At 61.5% G+C, this 16,223-nt stretch carries 12 protein-coding genes; all 12 read right to left on the bottom strand.

Annotated elements, in window-relative coordinates:
* Positions 1 to 7 precede the first annotated feature (7 nt).
* The 12 genes from fabZ to dnaE all read right to left on the bottom strand — a co-directional run bounded on the left by fabZ (position 8) and on the right by dnaE (position 15,590).
* Complete coding sequence (fabZ, locus tag C8N35_RS12150; RefSeq protein ID WP_107989945.1) at positions 8 to 472, bottom strand: 3-hydroxyacyl-ACP dehydratase FabZ; 465 nt, start codon at positions 470 to 472, stop codon at positions 8 to 10.
* Positions 473 to 544: 72 nt separating this feature from the next.
* Positions 545 to 1,597 carry a UDP-3-O-(3-hydroxymyristoyl)glucosamine N-acyltransferase gene (gene lpxD / locus C8N35_RS12145; protein ID WP_107989944.1) on the bottom strand — a complete coding sequence of 351 codons (1,053 nt, stop codon included), beginning with the start codon at positions 1,595 to 1,597 and terminating at the stop codon, positions 545 to 547.
* A gap of 73 nt (positions 1,598 to 1,670) precedes the next feature.
* Entirely contained in the window at positions 1,671 to 4,004 is a 2,334-nt protein-coding gene (bamA, locus tag C8N35_RS12140; protein WP_107989943.1) for an outer membrane protein assembly factor BamA, read from the bottom strand.
* A gap of 199 nt (positions 4,005 to 4,203) precedes the next feature.
* Entirely contained in the window at positions 4,204 to 5,340 is a 1,137-nt protein-coding gene (rseP, locus tag C8N35_RS12135) for an RIP metalloprotease RseP (RefSeq protein WP_107989942.1), read from the bottom strand.
* 129 nt (positions 5,341 to 5,469) lie between these two features.
* Entirely contained in the window at positions 5,470 to 6,699 is a 1,230-nt protein-coding gene (locus C8N35_RS12130; RefSeq protein WP_107989999.1) for a 1-deoxy-D-xylulose-5-phosphate reductoisomerase, read from the bottom strand.
* Between the two features lie 79 nt (positions 6,700 to 6,778).
* Positions 6,779 to 7,567 carry a phosphatidate cytidylyltransferase gene (locus tag C8N35_RS12125; RefSeq protein ID WP_210203497.1) on the bottom strand — a complete coding sequence of 263 codons (789 nt, stop codon included), beginning with the start codon at positions 7,565 to 7,567 and terminating at the stop codon, positions 6,779 to 6,781.
* Positions 7,568 to 7,626: 59 nt separating this feature from the next.
* Positions 7,627 to 8,397, bottom strand: coding sequence for an isoprenyl transferase (locus tag C8N35_RS12120; RefSeq protein ID WP_107989940.1), 771 nt, complete (start codon positions 8,395 to 8,397; stop codon positions 7,627 to 7,629).
* Positions 8,398 to 8,430: 33 nt separating this feature from the next.
* Positions 8,431 to 8,994 (bottom strand): ribosome recycling factor, encoded by a 564-nt coding sequence (gene frr / locus C8N35_RS12115; RefSeq protein WP_107989939.1) that lies wholly within the window; start codon positions 8,992 to 8,994, stop codon positions 8,431 to 8,433.
* A gap of 245 nt (positions 8,995 to 9,239) precedes the next feature.
* The gene (pyrH, locus tag C8N35_RS12110) at positions 9,240 to 9,959 is read right to left on the bottom strand and encodes a UMP kinase (protein ID WP_107989938.1); all 720 of its coding nucleotides are present in this window, start codon (positions 9,957 to 9,959) and stop codon (positions 9,240 to 9,242) included.
* 82 nt (positions 9,960 to 10,041) lie between these two features.
* Positions 10,042 to 10,968, bottom strand: coding sequence for a translation elongation factor Ts (gene tsf, locus C8N35_RS12105; protein ID WP_107989937.1), 927 nt, complete (start codon positions 10,966 to 10,968; stop codon positions 10,042 to 10,044).
* Positions 10,969 to 11,114: 146 nt separating this feature from the next.
* Entirely contained in the window at positions 11,115 to 11,948 is an 834-nt protein-coding gene (gene rpsB, locus C8N35_RS12100; protein ID WP_107989936.1) for a 30S ribosomal protein S2, read from the bottom strand.
* A 204-nt stretch (positions 11,949 to 12,152) separates the two neighbouring features.
* On the bottom strand, positions 12,153 to 15,590 hold the full coding sequence (dnaE, locus tag C8N35_RS12095) for a DNA polymerase III subunit alpha (protein WP_107989935.1): 3,438 nt from the start codon (positions 15,588 to 15,590) through the stop codon (positions 12,153 to 12,155).
* Positions 15,591 to 16,223 lie beyond the last annotated feature (633 nt).

Below are 16,223 nucleotides of genomic sequence, written 5' to 3'. Positions count from 1 at the left end.
TTCAGGCTCACTCATCAACCAGCATTGCAGCAACTTCGGCCTCGGCGACTTTCACGCCGTCAACCGTGGCAACACAGGCGAACTTCCAGATGCTGCCACGGCTCTTGATCTTCTTGACGTGGAATTCGACCCGATCACCAGGAACGACGGGCTTGCGGAACTTCGCGCCGTCGATCGTCATGAAATAGACGAGCTGCGGAGAACCTTCCGTACCGCGCGCGTGGACGCATAGTGCACCAGCTGTCTGAGCCATTGCTTCGATCAGCAGAACGCCCGGCATGACCGGATGACCGGGGAAATGCCCCTGGAAATGCGGCTCGTTGATCGTAACGTTCTTGATGCCGATGCAGGATTCATCGCCATCCATTTCGATGATCTTGTCGACCATCAGGAAAGGATAGCGATGCGGCAGCATCCGCATGATGCGCAGGATGTCGGCGCTGCCCAACTCCGTCTGCTGTTCTTCGCTCATGATCTTGCTCGTCGGTCCCGTCTTGCGCCTGCCACACGCGTCAGGCGTAGTCTTGCCGTTTCCGGCTCCCTATCAGCTTTTTCCCGCGCCGCCCTTTTCGGCAAGGCGCTGCAATGCGGCCATCTCGCGGAACCACTGCCTTACCGGCTTGGCAGGCACGCCGCCATAGCGCCCGCCGGCAGGAATGTCATCCCGCACGACACTGACCGCCGCAATCTGCGCACCCATGCCGATCGTCACATGTCCATTGACGCCCGTCTGACCGCCAATCGCCACATAATCGTTCAACGTCGCACTTCCGGAAATGCCAACCTGAGAAACCAGCACGCAGTGGCGACCGATAACGACGTTGTGGCCGATCTGCACCTGATTGTCGATCTTCGTCCCCTCGCCCACGATGGTGTCGCGATTGGCGCCGCGATCAACAGTCGTGTTCGCTCCGATCTCCACGTCGTCTTGAATTACGACACGACCGATCTGCGGCACCTTCAAGTGCCCTTCCAGCCCCATGGCAAAACCGAAACCATCCTGCCCAATACAGACGCCAGGATGGAGGATGACGCGATTTCCGATCAAGGCGTGCTGGATCGTCACATTCGGACCAATGGAGCAGTCGCGCCCGATCCGGCTGCCGGCGGCCACGACCGCATTAGCGCCGATTATCGTGCCCGAGCCGACCTGCACACCCGGGCCGACAACGGCACCGGCCTCGATACGCACACCAGCCTCGATCTCCGCGGTCGGATCCACATGGGCCCTGGGATCGACGACCGCCTCACCACCATCGAAGGCCCCTTGCGGGCGCATGGCGGCGGCGTAGAGGTGCCCCATGACCTTTGCCAGCGAACGGTAGGGATCGCGCGCGAGAAGCGGGATGACACCATCGGGAACGCGGGAAAGATATTTCTTCGCCACGAGGCAGGCCGCAGCCCTGGTTTCCTCAAGCTGCGAGGCATAACGCGGATTGTCGAGGAAAACGAGAGTGCCGTGATCCGCGGCATCGAGCGGGGCCACGCCCGTAATCAATGTTGCGGGATCGCCGCGGACGACTTCCGCCTCCGCCCAGGCCGCGATCTGGCTGACCGAGACCGGAGCCGGAACCGGAAAGAAGACCGGATCATTCATAAGGGTTGTCCAAAAACTTGAACGGCCGCCACCCTGCTGAGCGACGGCCGATCGAATGTTGCGTCGCGGCGGATCAGAAGCGCGTGCCACCACCGATACGGAAGATCTGCGTCTCGTCCGAATCATTCTTCATGACCGGAACCGCGAAGTCGGCACGAAGCGGACCAAACGGCGACTTCCACAAGATGCCGAAGCCAACAGAGGCACGCAGATCGAAGTCATCCGATACCAGCTTGTCAGCCTTCGACTTGAGGTTGTCATCAATACCCCACAGGGAGCCCGCATCGGCAAAGACAGCACCGGCAAGCCCGAACTCCTCCGGCACGCCCGGGAAGGGGAAGGTCGCTTCCGCGGTCGCGGCGAAGTAGTAGGTCCCGCCAAGCGCCTCTTTATCGCTATTGCCCATATCACGCGGACCAATGCCGTTGGTCTCGAAACCGCGGATCGTCTCGCCACCAATGAAGAACTGATCGGTAAACTTCAGGCGCTTGCCGATACCCTGGATCTGACCAGCGGTGCCCTTGAGCATGCCGACCACGCCCCAGTCCGGGATAAGCTCCTGATAGTACCGCCCCTCGACGGTTGTCTTCAGATAACGAGAGTCGCCACCGACACCGGCGAATTCCTGCTGGAACTTCGCGTAGATGCCCTCACGCGGATTGGAGTTGTCATCCAGCGTGTTATAGACCAGCGAGTATCCGACAAGCGACGTAAGGTAATCACCCTCAGCATCCTGGAGGACCTTCGAGGCATCGCTGGAAAGATCCGTGATCTTCGTCTGGTAGATCTTGTAGAAGAGGTTCAGCTTCAGCTCGTCATCGCGAAGCGGAAGACCGAACCCAAAGCCACCACCGGTCTGACGCTGGGTGTAGTCACGCACCGAGTTATCTTCGTAAACGTGCTGATAGGCTTCCAGAGACAGAGAGATCCGGCGACCGAGGAAGAACGGCTCGGTGAAGTTGAAGTCATAGGTGCGCTTGTCGGTGCCACCACCAACCGCGACACGGACATACTGACCACGACCGAGGAAGTTCTTCTCGGTGAGCGATACGTCACCGATCACACCGTCCGACGTCGAGTAGCCGATACCGAACGAGACCTCACCTGTAGACTGCTCTTCGACATCGACATTCACGATCACCCGGTCAGGCGAGCTTCCGCGCTCCGACGTGATCTTCACGTCCTTGAAGTACTTGAGGTTCTTCAGACGACGCTCGGCCTTGTCGAGCAAAACGCGATTGTAGGCATCACCCTCGGCGATATCGAACTCGCGACGGATCACATATTCACGCGTCCGATCGTTTCCGCGAATATTGATCCGCTCCACATAAACCCTCGGCCCCTCCTCGATATAATAGGAGATCGAGATGGTGTGATTTTCATAATTGCGATCGGCGCGAGGACGAACCTGGGCGAAGGCGTAACCACGGTTGGCGGCCTCGATGGTCAGGTCCTCAAGAGTCTTCTCCACCTCTTCCGAGTTGTAGGTGTCACCCGAATGAGTCCGGACATAGGAGCTCAGCGTATCGTTGTTGACGCCCTGCAGCGAGGAGACCACATCGACATCGCCAAACGTGTACTTGTCGCCCTCGTCCACGGTGAACGTCACATAGAAGACGTTCTGCTCACGATCGAGATCGGCGACGGCCGAGACAATCCGGAAATCGGCATAGCCGTGCTTGTAGTAGAAACGGCGCAGCAGTTCCTGGTCGGCATTGAGACGATCGGGGTCATAGATGTCGGTCGTGCGCAGCCAGCTCAGGAAGCCGCTCTGACGGGTGCGGATTTCATCGCGCAGACGACCGTCCGAGAAATTCTTGTTGCCGATGAAAGTGATCCGTTCGACGCCGGTCTTGGTACCCTCGTTGATCTCGAAGACCAGATCGGCGCGATTGTTGCTGCGATCGATAATCTTCGGCTCGACGGTCGCCCGGAAGCGACCGGAGCGGCGATAGGCTTCCAGAATACGCTGGACGTCGGACTGGATGCGGGCGCGGGTCAGAACAGCGCGTGACTTCGACTGGACAACCCCCGTCAAGGCCTCGTCGCTGAGCTTCTTGTTACCCTCGAAGGAGATCCGGTTGATGATCGGATTTTCCGTCACTGTCACGACCAGATTGCCGCCGGACTGAGCGATATCGACATTGGCGAAGAGCCCGGTCGCAAACAGCGCCTTGATCGACTCATCGATATCGGCAGGTCCAAAGGGACGCCCCGGCTTCACGGTCACATATGACCGAACCGTCTCGTCCTCGACACGAGTGTTGCCACGCACGACGATCGCGCGAGCGACCGCAGCCTCCGCGGATCCAACCAGGTTACCAACGCCCCCCGGCAACAGCGCAACGACGCCTAGCAGAGCCAGAGTGAGAACCGATACCCGGAACAGTTTGTTGAGAATGCGCATAGAGACGCTATGCCCTTTTTCTTGGAATTCCCCGGAGCGAACGCACACGCATCGAGAGTGCTACGCCGATCGACGCTAGTCGTTTTACAGGCTTTGGAAAGGGACGCAACCACTTAGCGAGTTTCCACCGAAATTCGCGGCGAGCGTTGCCTCCGCGCCACGCCGGAAAGGCCGGCAAGCCGCCATTCCCCCTCTGACGTCAGCCCCCCACGAGATGTTTCACATCATTGAATGTCGCGAAGATCATCAACATGAAGACCAGCGCGAGCCCGATTCTAAAGCCGAAATCCTGGACTTTCTCCGGCAAGGGCCGGCCGAAGGCCGCTTCGTATGCGTAAAACAGGAGATGGCCGCCATCAAGCATCGGAATCGGCATCAGATTGATGAGCCCGATGCTGACCGACAACACCGCCGCCAGATTAAGAAGCGCCGCAAGACCGAGCGTCGCGACCTGACCCGAAAACTGCGCGACACGAATCGGCCCGCCGAGCTGATCGGCGGATTCGCGCCCCGCGAAGATGCCGCCGATATAGGACCCGGTGCGGGCGACGACATACCACGTCTCCTTCACACCTTCGCCAACCGCCTCGAGCGGATTGTAGGCCACGGTGTAGACATCGTCGGGCCGCGTATTCTGCCGCAAACCGAGCAGGCCGACCTTTTGGGCATTGCCGAACTGGTCCGTCATCTCCCGCAACTTCGGCGTCGCGACCAGATCAACGCGCTTACCGTCGCGTTCGACCGAAATGTTGAGCGGGACCCCCGCGCTCACTGTCACGACGCGTTGAATATCGGCGAAGCTCCTGATGGCCTCGCCGTCAACGGAAACGACCACGTCACCGGGCATGAAACCGGCTTCCGCCGCTGCGCTTTCCGCCTGGACGGAGTCCACACGCGGCACAGTGTAGGTGCGACCGTAAAGACCAAAGAGCGCGGCGAAGATCACGATGGCAAGGATGAAATTGGCAATCGGCCCCGCCGCGACGACAGCCGCTCGCCGCCATACGGACTTGGCGTAGAAGCTGCCGGCGCGTTCTTCCTCGCTCATTTGAGCAATCGTTTCGCGGTCAGGCACAGAAGCGGCGTTGTCGTCCCCGGCAAACTTGACGTAGCCGCCAAGCGGAATCATGGAAATCTTCCAGCGCGTGCCCTGCCTGTCGTCAAATCCGACCAGTTCCCGGCCGAATCCAACCGAGAAGGCCGCCACCTTCACACCGCACCAACGCGCGACCAGAAAATGGCCGAGTTCATGGAAGAACACGACGATGGTCAGCACAAAAAGGAACGGAACAAGATATCCCCAAACCAACGTGCCGATATCTGTCAGTATAGCCATCCACCCAAACCATTCTGCTTAACGTCCAGCACCGTAACACAGGAGAGTTACCGAATTCGATGCCGGCGAAGGGACCAGTTGCGAAACTAAAGCACATTCTTCCCGCACAACGGCGCGAATGAGGCAGAATCAGCGTCTGCCGCCCGCCATTGCCCGGTTTTCACCACCAACCGCCGCGACCGCTTCGCGCGCATATCTGCGCCCGAGCGCATCGAGCGCCAGCGTCGCATCCAGACTGTCGGGCTCGGCAAGCTCTCCGGCGCGTTCGGCGACCTCGATCGTACGCTCAACGACAGTGACAATGTCCGCAAACCGGATCCGACGTTCCAGAAAGGCGGCAACAGCGATCTCATCCCCGGCATTCAGAAGCACGGGTGCCCCCCGCCCCGTCTGCAAGGCACTTCGCGCCAAAGTGAGAGCGGGAAAACGGTCGGGGTCGGGACGCTCGAAGGTCAGCGTACCGAGATCGGCAAGATCCAGCCTGCGGGTCGCAACCTCAATGCGCCGCGGCCACGCCATGCAATGGGCGATCGGCGTTCGCATGTCCGGCGCCCCGAGCTGGGCCAGCAACGATCCGTCGCAATATTGCACAAGACCATGCACGGTCGATTGCGGGTGGACGAGAACCTCGAGCTGATCTGCCTCGAGCGGAAACAGATGGAAGGCCTCGATCAGTTCAAAGCCCTTGTTCATCATGGACGCGGAATCGATTGTTATGCGCGCGCCCATCTCCCAGTTGGGATGACGCAGCGCCGCCTCAGGCGTTGCGTCCGCGATATCCGCCTTGCTCCACGTCCGAAAAGGGCCGCCCGAAGCCGTCAGGATCACCTTCTCCACCTGAGCGGCGTTCGCGGTCTCGAAAACCTGGAACAACGCGTTGTGCTCGGAATCGACGGGCAGGATTGTCGCGCCACAACGCTCCGCTTCGCTCATCACCAGCTTTCCGGCGCAAACGAGCGATTCCTTGTTGGCAAGCGCAACCGCTCGTCCCGCGCGTACGGCAGCGAGCGTCGGCGCCAGACCTGCCGCCCCGACAATCGCGGCGACGACCATGTCGGCCGGCATCGCGGCAGCTTCCACAACGGCCGCCGGTCCGGCCGCAGCCTCAATGCCGCTTCCCGCAAGCGCATCGCGCAAAGCGGCAAGACAAGAGGGATCAGCGACAACAGCGAGACGCGCTCGAAGCATTCGGGCCTGTTCCGCAAGCCGTGCGACATTGCGGTTCGCCACCAGAGCGACAACCTCAAAACTCTCGCGATGTCTCGAAATCAGATCGACGGTGCTACGTCCGATCGACCCCGTCGAGCCGAGCACGACAAGTCGGAGCGGGTTTTCGCGCCGCTCAAGTGAAGCATTCAAGGTTTCCGACAATTTCCTGTTCCCGTATCAGCTTCGTCGCCGGGCACACTTAACGGTGCGCGCGACCGCTGCGGCCTTCCTAAAGCGTCGCCAGACCGAGCGACGGATCACCGCCGCCACTGGCCACCAATCCCACCACATAAGCAACGACCGCCGCGGCGACGAGACCGTCGACCCGGTCCATGATACCACCGTGGCCCGGGATGAGGGCGCCGGAATCCTTCACTCCAAAATGCCGCTTGAATGCCGATTCCGCGAGATCACCCAATTGCGAGGCGATGGAGAGCGGGATGGCGACAAGTGCGATCGCCATCGGGGATCCTATTCCACTGATCAATGATACCGCACAAGCGGCGGCGGCTGCGCCGACAAGCCCGCCGATAGCACCGGACCAGGTCTTCTTCGGGGACACCCTGGGCCACAGTTTCGGCCCGCCAAGCGTACGCCCCACGAAATAGGCCGCGATATCCGTTGCCCAGGTGAGCGCCAGTATGACGGCAACGGCCCACAAGCCGTTTTCTCCAAGACGCAGTTCCGCAAGAGCGACCACCGGCAACCCGGCGTAGAGAACACCGAGCGCGCTCCAGGGCGGGCGCCCCGACAGCAGAGACAGAAATCCCACGATGATCATCGTGTCGAGGAGTATCATAAGCGCGTAGAAATTGCTCGACCACCATACGGTCGCGACCGTCACGACAAGACCGAAACCGGCGAACAGCGCAACGAAATCAGCGGAGCGCGAGATGCGGCTCCATTCGTTGAGAATGAGCAGTGCAGCGACCGCGAGAACGACCAGGAAAAGAGGCCCGCCGTACCACACGACCCCCAGAAACAGAGGTGCAAGGATGACGGCGGAGACGACACGCACGAAGAGGTTCGAATGCCCGGCTGATTTTCCTGATCGCGAAGCGGGCGCTCCCCTGTTTGTCATGTAGCCGCCTGCGAGGATACGCGTCCGAAACGCCGGTCCCGCTTGGCATAAGACGCCAGTGCCCGGTCGAAAGCGTCCTTGTCGTAGTCGGGCCACAAAGCCGGCTCGAAGTAGAACTCCGAATAGGCCGCCTGCCACAGCAGGAAATTGGAGAGGCGCTGCTCGCCGCTCGTACGGATAATCAGGTCCGGATCGGGAATATCGCGGGTGTAGAGCCGCTCGGCTATTGCGTCGCTGTCGATCTCTCGGGAATCGAGCCGCCCAGCGGCAACATCTTCGGCAAGCTTGCGTGCGGCATCCACCAGTTCCTGCCGGCTGCCATAATTGAACGCGACAACCAGCGTCAGGGCCGTGTTGTCGCATGTCAGGCGTTCGGCTTCTTCCAGAAGCGCGCGAATGTCGCTTGCCAGCCCGTCTCGCTCGCCAATGACGCGGACGCGAACACCGTTCTCGTGCAGGTTGGCAAGGTCGGTACGCACGAAGCGGCGCAGAAGCCCCAGCAGATAGGAAACTTCGGTCGCCGGCCGCGACCAGTTTTCGGAGGAAAAGCTGAACAGCGTCAGGATTTCGACGCCGGTTTCGATGCTCCGGCGAACGATGCGCCGGATGACCTCGGCGCCGCGCCGGTGTCCCTCGGTGCGCGGCAGGCCGCGCGCCTTGGCCCAGCGGCCGTTACCGTCCATGATGATGGCGACATGACGAGGCACGCAGCCGTCAATGGACGGCCGCCTCGCGGTCAGATCACTCGCATCTGCGGTAAAGGTCATATCGGTCCAGCCGTTTGTCCACGGTGTGCGGCGTCAGACTTGCGAGATTTCCTTTTCCTTGCGCTCGACCACAGTATCAATCTCGCTGATCATGTCGTCGGTAAGCTTCTGTACGTCATCGGACAAGCCGCGCTGCTCGTCCTGGCTGATGTCGCCGTCCTTCTCGAGTTTCTTGAGAAGTTCCATGCCGTCGCGACGAACGTGGCGGACGGAAACGCGGGCCTGCTCACCATACTTGTGCGCAACCTTGGCCAGTTCCTGGCGCCGTTCCTCGTTCAGTTCCGGGATCGGCAGGCGCAGGTTGGTGCCATCGACGACCGGATTGAGGCCGAGACTGGAATTGCGGATCGCCTTTTCCACCGCGCTGACCATGCTCTTGTCCCAGATCTGGATCGCGACCATGCGCGGTTCGGGAACCGAAATCGTGCCGACCTGATTGATCGGCATCTGCTGGCCGTAGGCATCCACGGTGATCGATTCAAGCATGCTGGAAGACGCACGCCCCGTGCGCAAGCCGGAAAGCTCCGTCTTCAGAACCGAAATGGCGCCTTCCATACGGCGCTTCAGATCCTTAATGTCGAGTTGAACGTCTGCCATCGTGTCCTCTCGTACGTCCCTTGCCGGAACAGAGCGCTTTCAGCTCCCCGGCGGTCCCTAGAGCATATCAACCCTAGCGCGATTAACATTTGTCGCTCAGGCGGCTTCGCCCGCGCGGAAAGCGCTTTCGTCGACCTGCGTTCCTGCCAGGCAATAGAGACGGATCATGGCACCGCTCCTTGTCCCTGGCTCACGCCTATTGCCGCACCTGCGCCGCCTCGCCACCTTCGGCCAGACGATTCCCGCTAGTCGCTGACGACGGTCGCGCGTCCCTTGCCGCGCAGGACGTCGACAAGCGCACCGGGGGTGTGAATCGAGAACACGATTACCGGAATAGCGTTGTCGCGGGCAAGCGCTATTGCCGCCGCGTCCATGATGTTCAGTCCCTTGGAGAGAACTTCCTGATGCGTGAGCTTGTCAAAGCGCACCGCATTCGGGTCCTTCTTGGGGTCGGCCGAATAGATACCATCCACATTCGTCGCCTTGAGGAGCGCATCGCATTCCATCTCGGCCGCGCGCAACGCCGCCCCCGAATCGGTCGTGAAGAAAGGGTTTCCCGTCCCGCCAACGAAGACCAGCACCTCGCCGGCCGCGAAACGATCGTCGGCGGCTCTCTGTGTGAAGGTCTCGCAGATACTCGGCATCTGAACCGCGGAAAAGACGCGCGCCGGGATCCCCTGCCCGCGCAGCGCATCGGCGAGCGCAAGGCCGTTCATGACCGTGGCAAGCATTCCCATGTGATCGCCGGTCGCCCGCGAAGCGCCCTTGGCAGCCACCTGAACGCCGCGAAAGATGTTGCCGCCACCGACGACCAGGCCGATCCGCACCCCCAGCCGCACCGCATCGGCAATATCGCCGACGATGCGCGAGACCACGTCAGGGTCTATCCCGAAGCCCTGGCTCCCCATAAGGGCTTCGCCGGAGAGTTTGAGCAAGACACGCCGCCAGCGCAGATCTTCGGTCATTGTTGTTTTCCTTCAGCGGGGGTGGAGCGGGACCGATTGCAGACAGAAAAAGGGCGCCGGATCACTCCGACGCCCAAAAGGCTTAGCTTCCGGAGGTCGCCGCCGCGACCTCGGCTGCGAAATCCGTCTCTTCCTTCTCGATACCCTCGCCGAGGGCGAAACGGACAAAGCCGGTAACCTTCACGGCAGTACCAAGTTCGGTGGCGAGCGCGGCAACGGCGCCTTCCACGGTCTTGTCGGGATCGATCACGAAGGCCTGCTTCAGCAGCGTGGACTCTTCGTAGAACTTGCGCATGCGGCCTTCCACCATCTTTTCGATGATGTTCTCCGGCTTGCCGGATTCGCGCGCCTGCTCGGAATAGACCTGACGCTCTCGCTCGGCCACATCCGCATCGACTTCCTCGGCAGAGAGAGCCAGCGGGTTGGTCGCGGCGATGTGCATGGCAATCTGACGGCCGAGGGCCGCGAGCTTGGCGGTGTCGCCAGTGGACTCCAGGCCGACCAGCACGCCGATCTTGCCGATTCCATCGCCAACCGCGTTATGCACATAGGTGGAGACGACACCGGAGGAAACCGATATCATCGCCGTGCGGCGCAGTGTCATGTTCTCGCCGATGGTGGCGATCAGTTCCTTGAGCGCGGCGTCGATGGTGCCGGACTTGCCGGGATAATCCGCAGCGGCCAGCTTCTCGACATCACCCTCGGCATTGAGCGCGGCCTTGGAGACGTCGGACACGAATGCCTGGAAGCCCTCGTTGCGGGCAACGAAGTCGGTCTCGGAATTCACCTCCACGACTGCCGCCTTGCCGTCAGCCTCGACGACGCCGACGAGACCTTCCGCGGCGACGCGGCCGGCCTTCTTCGCAGCCTTGGCAAGACCCTTGGTGCGCAGCCAGTCGATCGCGGCTTCCATGTCGCCGCCGTTTTCGCTGAGCGCGTGCTTGCAGTCCATCATCCCGGCTCCGGTCTTTTCGCGGAGCTCTTTCACCATCGCAGCGGTAATGGTCATCGGTGCCTCTCGTGATGCTGAGTATCCCCGACCGGCAGGGCCGCGTCGGGGATGATACGTGAAACGACGGCCGCACAGCGGTTCACCCCGCCGGCGGCCCCTCGTTCTGTCTTGCAACGTGCCGCGCGAGGCGCGGCGTCGAACGCTCAGGCTTCGCCGGCGGCCGTATTCTCGCTCGCGGCGACTTCCGTCTCAGGAGCGGCGACTTCCTCAACCGCCTCGGCTTCCAGAGCCGGCTCGTCGAGCACCTCTTCGGCTGCACCGAGATCCATGCCCATGCCACCCTGGGCGCGGGCGATGCCGTCGATGGCGGCGCGCGAGATCAGGTCGCAGTAAAGCTGAATGGCGCGGCCGGCGTCATCATTGCCGGGAACCGGATAGGTGATACCTGCCGGATCGCAGTTGGAGTCGAGGATCGCGGCGACCGGAATGCCCAGTCGACGAGCTTCCTGAATGGCGATGCCCTCACGGTTGGTATCGATCACGAAGATAAGGTCGGGGATGCCGCCCATATCCTTGATACCGCCGAGGTTGCGCTCCAGCTTGTCCCGCTCGCGGTCCATGAAGAGCCGCTCTTTCTTGGTGAGCTGAGCGGTGACCTGCTCGCTGGCGAGCATTTCCTCAAGCTTGCGCAGGCGCTGGATGGCGCCCGAGATCGTCTTCCAGTTGGTCAGCATGCCGCCGAGCCAGCGGGCGTTGACGAAGTACTGCGCGGACTTGCGGGCGGCATCAGCCACCGGCTCCTGGGCCTGGCGCTTGGTGCCGACGATCAGCACGCGACCACCGGCTGCGACAGTGTCGGAAACCGCCTTCAGCGCCTGGTGCAGAAGCGGAACCGTCTGCGACAGGTCGATGATGTGGACGTTGTTGCGAACGCCGAAGAGATAGTTGCCCATCTTCGGATTCCAGCGGTGCTTCTGATGTCCGAAGTGAACGCCGGCTTCGAGCAGCTGGCGCATGTTGAAATCAGGCAAAGCCATGCCTTGGTAACTCCGTTTTTCCGGTTAGCCTCCGCGGAGCGGTAACGGGAAGACCCGATCACCGGATGGACTGAGGCGCATTTGCGCCGCCCTGCTCCACGTGTGGAATGCGCGCCTTATAGTGCGCACGGAGAAGCGTTTCAAGGCATCATTGGCGCGAAGCCGGACACAGACGGTATTGTTCCGCTCCCAACAAGCCGACCTTCAGGCCATTTCCACCTGCACCACGCCCTTCACGGCCTTCAGTGCGCTCGCCACCTGGGGCGAGATCTGATAGCGGCCGGGCAACTGCACCTCCACCTCCCGCGCTCCACCCTCCAGCAGACAGACGATGGAAATATCGCTGTCGCCACGATGGCTGAGATAGCGCTTGAGGTTGGCAACCGGCGTGCCGTCGCGCAGGAAGATCTTCAGGCTCTTGTGAATCCGGTTAGCGACCACTTCCAGCGGCTCCACCGACTGGATGCGCACACCGATCCCCTCCTCCTTCACCTCCGCGGCAACGATGAGCACAACGGAACGCCCCACTTCCAGAAGATCGCGGAATTGCGCCAGACCTTCGGAAAAAAGCACAGCCTCGTACTGGCCGGTGGGATCGGACACACGCACGATCCCCATCTTGTTGCCGGTCTTGGTCTTGCGTTCCTGCTTCGCTGTGATCGTGCCAGCAAGCCGACCGGCCGCAGCGCCGCGCTTTACAGACGCCTCGAAAGACGCCCACATCTGCACCCGCATGCGGTCGAGCACGCCGCGATATTCATCGAGAGGATGAGCGGAGAGATAAAAACCGACAGCGGCATGCTCGCGGGCAAGCTTTTCCTCAGGAAGCCACGCCTCCACCCGAGACAGGCGCAACGGTTCCGGTGCGCCCATGCCGAAGATGTCGCCCTGCCCCGAGGTCGCGTTTTCCTCCGCGCGCTGCGCCTCGCCCACGATGCGATCGATACCCGCCATGAGCTTCGCACGGTCCGGGTCGAGGCAATCGAAGGTACCAGCCGCGATCAGGCTCTCCAGCGTGCGTTTGTTCATCTGCTTGGGGCTGATACGGCGGGCGAAATCGCCGATGTCGCGGAAAGGACCACCAGCGGTCCGGACGTCCTCGATATGCTCCACCACATGGCTGCCGACCCCCTTGATCGCAGCCAGGGAATAGATGATCGCTCCGTCCTGCACGTCGAAATAATGGCACGAACGATTGATGTCGGGCGAGACGACCTCAATGTCCATGCGCTGCGCCTCGCGACGGAAATCGTTGAGCTTGTCGGTATTGCCTATGTCGAGCGTCATCAGCGCGGCCAGGAACTCGACCGGATGGTTCGCCTTCATCCAGGCAGTCTGATAAGCGACGAGTGCGTAAGCTGCGGCGTGAGACTTGTTGAAGCCGTAATTGGCGAATTTGGCGACGAGATCGAAGATCGTCTTGGCCTGGGCCGCCGGGACACTGTTCTTTGCCGCGCCCTCGACGAAGCGGGAGCGCTGGACCTCCATTTCGGCGGCGATCTTCTTGCCCATCGCTCGGCGCAGCAGGTCGGCGTCGCCAAGCGAATAGCCGGCCAGGATCTGCGCCAGCTGCATCACCTGCTCCTGGTAGATGATGATGCCGTGGGTTTCCTTGAGGATCGGCTCCAGCTTGGGGTGAAGGAAGTCGGGCTCTTCCTCGCCGTGCTTGCGGCGGTTGTAGGTCGGGATGTTGTCCATCGGGCCGGGTCGATAAAGAGCCACAAGCGCGATGATGTCCTCGAAGCGGTCCGGCTTCATGCCGGCGATGGCGCGGCGCATGCCCGCACTTTCCAGCTGGAAAACGCCAACGGTTTCGCCGTTCGTCAGAAGCTTGTAGGTGGGCGGATCGTCCAGCGGGATGGTGGAGAGGTCCACGTCGACACCCCGGCGCGCGACGAGCTTTACACCGGTGGACAGCACCGTAAGCGTCTTCAGGCCCAGGAAGTCGAACTTGATGAGGCCGGTCTTCTCGACCCACTTCATGTTGAACTGGGTGACCGGCATGTCGGAACGCGGATCGCGATAGAGCGGGACGAGCTGTTCCAGCGGCCGATCGCCGATCACCACGCCGGCGGCATGAGTCGATGCGTGGCGATAAAGGCCTTCCAGCTTCTGGCCGATGGTGAGGAGCTTGTTGACGATCTCCTCTTCCTGAGCCGCCTGCTGCAGGCGCGGCTCCTCCTCGATCGCCTGCTTCAGTGTGACCGGGTTGGCCGGGTTCTGGGGCACCAGCTTGCACAGCCGGTCGACCTGGCCATAGGGCATTTGCAAAACACGGCCCACGTCACGCAGGACCACGCGCGCCTGAAGCGTACCGAAAGTGATGATCTGGGCGACCTGCCCGCGTCCATACTTGCCCTGCACATAGCGGATCACCTCTTCGCGGCGATCCTGGCAGAAATCGATGTCGAAGTCGGGCATCGACACGCGTTCGGGATTGAGGAAGCGCTCGAAAAGCAGATTGAAGCGGATCGGATCAAGATCGGTGATCGTGAGCGACCAGGCGACAAGCGAACCCGCGCCCGAACCACGGCCCGGTCCGACAGGGATGCCATGCCCCTTGGCCCACTTGATGAAGTCCGCAACGATGAGAAAGTAGCCCGGGAACTTCATCGAGGTGATGATGTTGAGCTCGAAGTCGAGACGGTCCTCGTAGTCCTTGTGCTCGTGGCCGGGTGCTAGCCCATGTGCGGCAAGCCGACGCTCCAGCCCCTCGCGCGCCTGACGGGCCAGTTCCTCGGCCTCCGCCTTTTCCGCTTCCTCCGGATCGGCATCCGCGCCCGCGAAGCGGGGCAGCAACGGCGGGCGCTTGGGAACGCGCACATGACACCGTCGCGCGATTTCAACGGTATTCTCCGTCGCCTCGGGCAGATCCGCGAACAGCTCCAGCATATCCGCGCGCGACTTGAAATAATGCTCCGGCGAAAGATGACGGCGGTCATCCTCGATGATCACGCGACCTTCCGAAATGCAGATCAGCGCGTCATGGGCTTCATAATCATCGGCTGTGGGGAAGAACGGCTCGTTGGTCGCCACCAGCGGCAAGGATTCCTCGTAAGCGTAATCGACGAGAAGTCCCTCGCACTGACGCTCCTCGGTCATTCCATGGCGTTGCAATTCGACATAGAGTCGATCGCCGAACATCGCCTTCATGCGTTGCAGGCGGGCGCGCGCGACATCTTCCTGCCCCGCCAGGATGGCGCGGCCGATCGGTCCATTGACGCCGCCGGTGAGGGCAACGAGACCACCGGAATGCGATGCGAGCAGATCAGCCGGCACATGCGGGCGCAGACCAGGTTCGGTATCGATGAAGGAATGGCTGACGAGTTCGACGAGGCGGGCAAAGCCCTCATCGTCCGCGGCCAGCAGAACGCATTCGGGATAGGCGTCCGCAGACTTGCGCGCGGACGCCTCGCCTCCCCAGTCGACGGCAAGCTGGCACCCGATGATCGGCTGAATACCGGCCCCCACCGCCTTTTCGGAGAATTCAAGCGCGCCAAAGAGATTGCCGGTATCGGTAATCGCTAGCGCGGGCTGGGCATCCGCCTGGGCCAGCTTGATCAGCTTGGCGACCGGCAAGGCGCCTTCCAGAAGCGAAAAGGCTGAATGAACGCGCAGGTGAACGAAGCCGACATCGGCCATGAGGCGATTTCCCGCAAATCGGACGGAGCGCCCCACCCCGGACACATCGTCCGAACGACAAGAAGACGCTCCAGAATCACTGCCTTGAACAGGGTGACAGCGACAGGATCAAGACAATCCAATCGCGACTTGTTCAAGACCCTGGTGCCCGGCATCCCACCGGGCATGGAAACGTCATGGCCAGCGCTTGCCCGCGACTTGCGCGTGTGCACCGTTCTGCCCGCGCCTCGCACCGGCCCGACACGGCGTCACGCGAGCCAACGAAGGCAGACCTTTCGTCACGCCCTCCCCCGCAATACAAAGCGTAGCGGCGCAAAGACGGCCCCGGCAAACGAACGGTACGGGCTGAACCCTTGCGCCGCGCGGCGATCACGAATCCGCGTCCAGTGTTTCGCTTCCCGCTCGCCGTGTCGAGCGTGCCGCACCAACCTCTTCCCGCTATGCACAGGCAGGGGCGTAACAGAAAAATATGACCGTCCCAGTTCAACCAACCTGCGCCAGCACATCGACCCAGACAGTCAGAGAGAGCCCAAACAGGACAAGAACACCAAAGGCGAGCATATCGCGAGCGATCTGAAGCATCTGTCTCTCCACAGGATAACCACTGTTTGATCACACTTTGTTCTATTTTTG

Origin of the sequence: Breoghania corrubedonensis, from assembly GCF_003053845.1 — a bacterium.
GTDB lineage: Bacteria > Pseudomonadota > Alphaproteobacteria > Rhizobiales > Stappiaceae > Breoghania > Breoghania corrubedonensis.
This window is presented reverse-complemented; position numbering and strand designations above follow the sequence as displayed.

Bases quoted from the DNA above. Each gene is read 5' to 3' on its own strand.
- fabZ (WP_107989945.1), bottom strand. From the start codon at position 472: ATGAGCGAAGAACAGCAGACGGAGTTGGGCAGCGCCGACATCCTGCGC.
- lpxD (WP_107989944.1), bottom strand. From the start codon at position 1,597: ATGAATGATCCGGTCTTCTTTCCGGTTCCGGCTCCGGTCTCGGTCAGC.
- bamA (WP_107989943.1), bottom strand. From the start codon at position 4,004: ATGCGCATTCTCAACAAACTGTTCCGGGTATCGGTTCTCACTCTGGCT.
- rseP (WP_107989942.1), bottom strand. From the start codon at position 5,340: ATGGCTATACTGACAGATATCGGCACGTTGGTTTGGGGATATCTTGTT.
- C8N35_RS12120 (WP_107989940.1), bottom strand. From the start codon at position 8,397: ATGACCTTTACCGCAGATGCGAGTGATCTGACCGCGAGGCGGCCGTCC.
- frr (WP_107989939.1), bottom strand. From the start codon at position 8,994: ATGGCAGACGTTCAACTCGACATTAAGGATCTGAAGCGCCGTATGGAA.
- pyrH (WP_107989938.1), bottom strand. From the start codon at position 9,959: ATGACCGAAGATCTGCGCTGGCGGCGTGTCTTGCTCAAACTCTCCGGC.
- tsf (WP_107989937.1), bottom strand. From the start codon at position 10,968: ATGACCATTACCGCTGCGATGGTGAAAGAGCTCCGCGAAAAGACCGGA.
- rpsB (WP_107989936.1), bottom strand. From the start codon at position 11,948: ATGGCTTTGCCTGATTTCAACATGCGCCAGCTGCTCGAAGCCGGCGTT.
- dnaE (WP_107989935.1), bottom strand. From the start codon at position 15,590: ATGGCCGATGTCGGCTTCGTTCACCTGCGCGTTCATTCAGCCTTTTCG.